This is a genomic window from Teichococcus aerophilus (genome assembly GCF_014490485.1).
Lineage (GTDB): Bacteria > Pseudomonadota > Alphaproteobacteria > Acetobacterales > Acetobacteraceae > Pseudoroseomonas > Pseudoroseomonas aerophila.
Genome location: NZ_JACTVA010000103.1, coordinates 1 through 5,562, shown reverse-complemented (window position 1 = coordinate 5,562; position 5,562 = coordinate 1). Strand labels below are relative to the sequence as shown.

5 protein-coding genes are annotated in these 5,562 nt (G+C 70.7%); 3 read left to right on the top strand and 2 right to left on the bottom strand.

The window, feature by feature from the left end; genetic code table 11:
* Positions 1–1,068, bottom strand: a 1,068-nt coding sequence (locus IBL26_RS25000) for a CheR family methyltransferase (RefSeq protein WP_187787213.1), incomplete at its 3' end; no start/stop codon positions are given.
* Positions 1,065–1,595: a chemotaxis protein CheW gene (locus IBL26_RS24995; RefSeq protein ID WP_241749735.1), complete on the bottom strand. Its 531-nt coding sequence runs from the start codon at positions 1,593–1,595 to the stop codon at positions 1,065–1,067. The genes IBL26_RS25000 and IBL26_RS24995, both read right to left, overlap by 4 nt.
* A gap of 515 nt (positions 1,596–2,110) precedes the next feature.
* On the opposite strand from IBL26_RS24995, the gene IBL26_RS24990 reads away from it, so the two are divergent.
* The 3 genes from IBL26_RS24990 to IBL26_RS24980 all read left to right on the top strand — a co-directional run.
* Positions 2,111–2,644, top strand: coding sequence for a histidine phosphatase family protein (locus tag IBL26_RS24990; protein ID WP_187787212.1), 534 nt, complete (start codon positions 2,111–2,113; stop codon positions 2,642–2,644).
* Positions 2,645–2,678: 34 nt separating this feature from the next.
* On the top strand, positions 2,679–4,844 hold the full coding sequence (locus IBL26_RS24985; RefSeq protein WP_187787211.1) for a malate synthase G: 2,166 nt from the start codon (positions 2,679–2,681) through the stop codon (positions 4,842–4,844).
* A 313-nt stretch (positions 4,845–5,157) separates the two neighbouring features.
* Positions 5,158–5,562: Hpt domain-containing protein (locus tag IBL26_RS24980; RefSeq protein WP_187787214.1), on the top strand; the 405-nt coding region annotated here is incomplete at its 3' end.

Sequence of the window (5,562 nt, the reverse complement as noted above, 5' to 3'; positions counted from 1 at the left end):
GGCCGGCGGGCGTGGCAACGGCCGGCGCGGGTACGGCGCGCCGGTGGCGGGCCACGCGGACTCGGCTCCCGGCGCGCGCGGCGCCGGCCATGTGGGGTCCGGCAGCGACGGTCTGTCGGATGGCTCCGGCGATGCGGATGGCTCTGGCAGGGACGGCTCCGGCTGGGGCCATGACGGCTCCGGCAACACCGGCAGGTCCTCCGCCTCCCGATGCCAGGCGGCGGTGCCGGGCAGGGAGACGGGGCGCAGGAAGCGGGCGAAGCCGGGCTGCGGCTCCGCATGGCCCAGCAGCAGCCAGCCACCCGGCACCAGCCGCTCCGCCAAGGCGCGCACCAATTGCGGCACCGTCTCCGGATGGAAGTAGATCAGTACGTTACGGCAGAGAATGAGGTCGAACTCATTCATCTCCAGCGCCGCGCCGGGCTCCAGCAGGTCCAGTAAGTTGTGCCGCTGGAAGCGCACCATCGCCCGGTGACGCGGCCGCAGCCGCCAGCCGCGCCCCTCGGCGGTGAAGTCCCGCTCCCGCAACTCCGCCGGCAGGCTGCGCAGCGACCAGGGGGAGAACACGGCCTCCCGCGCCGCGGCCAGCGACGCCTCGTTCAGGTCGGTGCCAAGGATGGTGATGCGCCAGTCCGGCAGCGCATCGCCCAGCAATTCATGCAGCAGGATGGCCAGGGAATAGGGTTCCGAGCCGTTGGCGCAGCCCGCGCTCCAGATCCGCAGGCGGCGGGTGGCGCGGTTGCGCTCCAGCAACTGCGGCAGGATAGTCTGGCGCAGGGCGGCGAATTGCTCGGCGTAGCGGAAGAAGAACGTCTCGCCGATGGTGATCTCGGCTTCCAGCGCTGTCCACTCGGCCTCGCCCAGCGCCGGGTCCTGCAGGCGGTCCAGATAGGCGGCGGCACCGGGCAGGCTGAGCACGCGCAGGCGGCGGCGCACCCGCTCCCACAACAGGTCGTCCTTGTCCTCGTAGTAGAAATGGCCGGTGCGGCGAATCAGCAGCGCCTTCAGCCGCAGGAAATCCGCATCGGGCAGGAAGCGTGGGGCGGCGGGCGGGCGGGCCGGTGTCATCCGGCGGTCCAGGCGTCCAGCCTCTCCCGCTCCCGCCGGGTCAGGTCGTCCAGCATTGCCTGCTCCTGCGCCAGCAGGATGCGGCCCGGGTCCAGCACGCTGGCGAAGCCGTCCGGCATGGCCAGTGTGGCGATGACGCAGCCATTCAGCGTCTGGTCCGGTGGCACCGGGCGGCGGCTGCCGGGCGGCGGGGTGGCCAGGTCCAGCACCCGGTCCACCAACAACGCCAACGGCTTCTCCGCCCGCAGCAACACCAGGTGGCGGTACACACCATCCGCCTCCACGACCGCGGAAGGCAGGCCGAACAGTTGCTCCAGCGCCAGAACCGGCACCGGCTGCCCACCGAGATTCAGGAAGCCGGCCACGGCCGCCGGCAGGGATGGCGGGCGGGACAGGCGCGGCAATGGCAGCAACTCGCGCACCGCGACGCGCGGCAGGGCGCAGCGCAGGGTACCAAGGGCGAACATCAGGTAAGGCCCATCCTGGCCATCGGTCGGAAGAGTGCGGGCGGTGGTCGGTTCCGTCATCGCCAACGCCTCCACTGCTCCTGGATGGGGAAGCCCCCCTGTATCATCGACGGCTGTCCGGCGCCAACCGGCCATGGCTTGGTTGTTGGGGGGTGCCTTGGCCGCTGCTGGCCTGCTGGTGGGCCGCCGGTTCTTGAGAGGGGCGCTGCCCCTCTCAAACTCTCCCCGCCAAAGGCCTGAGGCCTTTGGAAACCCGTTTGTTCGGGGTCAGGATCGGAAGCCAGAAAGGGTAAAGAACGACTCCCGGATGCTGCCACCATATGGCGGCCGACGACCGTTGACGTACCGGGCCGTCATAGATTTATTTATTTACAATCAGTGTATTATAGAAATCTGACCCAGACCTTGGCCGCATGCCAACAACCCCTGAATCGCGGGTGCAGGGATCGCATCTCCTGCCAGGAGAGCTCGAGGGGGCAGCGCCCCCTCGATCCACCGCCGAACCAAAGCACACCCCAGAAATAGCCAGACCCGACCCTGGACCAACCCACCCCCTCCAGCGACAACCCACCCCCATGCGCCACGCCCTCCTGCGCCACCTGCCGACCAATATCGCCCCCGGCCATTGTTACGGCCGGCTGGACCTGCCGGCCGGCCGGGCCGGCATGGCGGCGCCGTTGCCGCCGGGCTTCCGGGCCCAGGCGCTGTTCAGCAGCCCCGCCAGGCGCTGCGTGGCTTTGGCCGAGGCCGTGGCGGCCCGCACCGGCCTGCCCATCACGCTGGACGAGCGGCTGTGGGAGCTGGATTTCGGCGCATGGGAAGGCCTGGCGTGGGATGACGTGCCGCGCGCCGCGCTGGACGCATGGGCCACCGACCCGTGGGGCTTCGCGCCACCGGGCGGGGAGAGCGGCGCGGCGTTGGTGGCGCGGGTCCGTGGCTTCCATGCCACGCTGCGGCAGAGCTCGATCATCGTCTCCCATGGCGGGCCGTTGAAGGTGCTGGCGGCGCTGATCGGCGGCCTGGCGGTGGACCTGCTGGCCCCGGCGCCGCCGATGGGCGGCTGCGTGCTGCATGGTCCGGGCTTGGCCAGCGGGGCGGAAGACGGCTAATCCTGCCCATCGGGAAACGAATGAGGGGCGCATCATGGCGGAGAAGATTCGGATCAGCGGGCTGGATGTCGCGGCGGAACTGAAGGCCTTCGTGGAAGCCGAGGCGCTGCCCGGTACCGGCATCGCGCCGGCGGCGTTCTGGGCGGGCTACGAGGCCATCCTGCGGGACCTCGGCCCGGCCAATGCCGCGCTGCTGGCGGAGCGGGACGCGCTGCAGGCGAAGATCGACGCCTGGCACCGCGCCAACCCGGCCAAGCCGATCGACCTCCCCACCTACCGCGCCTTCCTGCAGGAGATCGGCTACCTGTTGCCGGAGCCGGCGGACGTGGCCGTCGCCACCGCCGACGTGGATGACGAGATTGCCACCATGGCCGGGCCGCAGCTGGTGGTGCCGGTCAACAACGCCCGCTACGCGCTGAACGCCGGCAATGCCCGCTGGGGCAGCCTGTACGATGCGCTCTACGGCACCGATGCGATTCCGGAGGAGGGCGACCTCGCCCGCGGCAAGGGCTTCAACGCCGCGCGTGGCGCCAAGGTCATCGCCAGGGCGCGCGCGGTGCTGGACGCGGCGGTGCCGCTGACCAGCGGCCACTGGGCATCCGTCACCGAGCTGGCGGTACGCAACGGCGTGCTGGAAGTGGGCATGACCGGCGGCCAGACGACGCTGCGCGATGCCGCCCAGTTCGCCGGCTATACCGGGGAGCCGCTCTCCCCCACCGCCATCCTGCTGCGCCATAACGGCCTGCACCTGGAAGTGGTGCTGGACCGCGCGCACCCGATCGGCAAGGACGACCCGGCCGGCATCGCTGACCTCGTGCTGGAATCCGCTGTCTCCACCATCATGGATTGCGAGGATTCGGTGACGGCGGTGGATGCGGAGGACAAGGTCCTCGTCTACCGCAACTGGCTTGGCCTGATGAAGGGCGATCTCTCCGCCACCTTCGGCAAGGAAGGGCGGGAGGTGACGCGGCGCCTGAACCCGGACCGCAGCTACACCGCGCCGAATGGCGGCACGCTGGTTCTGCATGGCCGCAGCCTGATGCTGGTGCGCAATGTCGGCCACCACATGATGACCGACGCGGTGATGCAGGAGGGGCGGGAGACGCCGGAGACCATCCTGGACGCGCTGGTCACCGTCGCCATCGCCATGCACGACATCAGGGAACGCCGCGCCAATTCCCGCAAGGGCAGCGTCTATGTCGTGAAGCCCAAGATGCACGGGCCGAAGGAAGTGGCCTGGGCCGACACGCTGTTCGGCAAGGTAGAGGACGTGCTGGGCCTGCCGCGCCACACCGTCAAGGTCGGCATCATGGACGAGGAGCGGCGCACCACCGTCAACCTCAAGGCCTGCATCGCCGCCGCGAAGGACCGTGTCGCCTTCATCAACACCGGCTTCCTGGACCGCACGGGGGACGAGATCCATACCTCGATGGAAGCCGGCCCGGTGCTGCGCAAGAACGACATGAAGGGCGCGGCCTGGATCAAGGCCTACGAGGACTGGAACGTCGATAACGGCCTGGCCTGCGGGCTGCGCGGCAAGGCGCAGATCGGCAAGGGCATGTGGGCGGCGCCGGACAAGATGGCGGACATGCTGGCGCAGAAATCCGGCCACCCGAAGGCGGGCGCCAACACCGCCTGGGTGCCCTCCCCCACCGCCGCCACGCTGCACGCGCTGCACTACCATGAGGTGGACGTCGCCGCCCGGCAGGCGGAGCTGGTGGCCGGCGGCCGCCGCGCAAAGCTGGACGACCTGCTGACCGTGCCGCTCTCCGCCAGCAACCGGTCGCCGGAGGATGTGCAGGCGGAACTGGACAACAACGCCCAGGGCATCCTCGGCTACGTGGTGCGCTGGGTGGACCAGGGCGTCGGCTGCTCCAAGGTGCCGGACATCAACAATGTCGGGCTGATGGAGGACCGGGCGACGCTGCGCATCTCCGCCCAGCACATCGCCAACTGGCTGCGCCACGGCGTGGTCGATGCCGCGCAGGTGGAGGAGACGTTGCGCCGCATGGCCGCCGTGGTGGACAAGCAGAATGCCGGCGACGCCGCCTATACCCCGATGGCGCCGGGCTTTGACGGCGTGGCCTTCCAGGCGGCGCATGACCTGGTGTTCCAGGGCGCGGCGCAGCCCAACGGCTACACCGAGTTCGTGCTGACCCGGCGCCGGCGGGAGGCGAAGGCGGCAACCCGCACCGCCTGACCGGTGCCCCGCCGCCCTGGCTGGGGCGGCGGACTGTTCCCATGCCCGGCGGCACCGTTCGAGACGACGATGCCGCTGCCGGGCTTTCACATGCTGCATGCGCCTGTGCCGGCGCATGCCCCAGGCCGCCGGCCGCCCGAAAATCCCGATGGCCCCTGGAGCCCAGCGGCCTAAGGCTGTACAGCCGGGGCAGGAATCGCGCGAGCAAACAACGGCCTGGACCGTGATCCCCCACGGCAGCCGCCACGATCCCGCGGCTTCCTGTCATGATCAGGGTTCAGGCCGAGGAACCGGGAGAACACCACCCGTGCCGATGCAGGATTTGCGCCGGGAATTGCTGGCGGCCTTCGATGCCGAGCACAGGGAGCACCTGCGCGTCATCCGCGCCGCGCTGGACACGGCCGAGCGTGGCGAGGCGGCCGACCTGCGCGACATGTTCCGCCGTGCCCACAGCCTGAAGGGCGCCGCGCGGGCGGTGGACCTGCCGGTGGTGGAGGACGTCGCGCACCGGCTGGAAGCCGTGCTGGCGCAGGTGATGGAAGGCGCGCTGCCGCTGCCCGGCGCCGTGGCCGCCGCGGTGCAGACCGGCCTGGACTGGATCGAGGGTCATGTAGCCGCCCTCTCCGCCAACGCCACGCCGCCGGAGCCCGCCGAGGCGCTGCGGGCGCTGGCGGCGGTGCTGCCCGGCGCCGCCCCGGCGGCGGAGGCAGCGCCCATG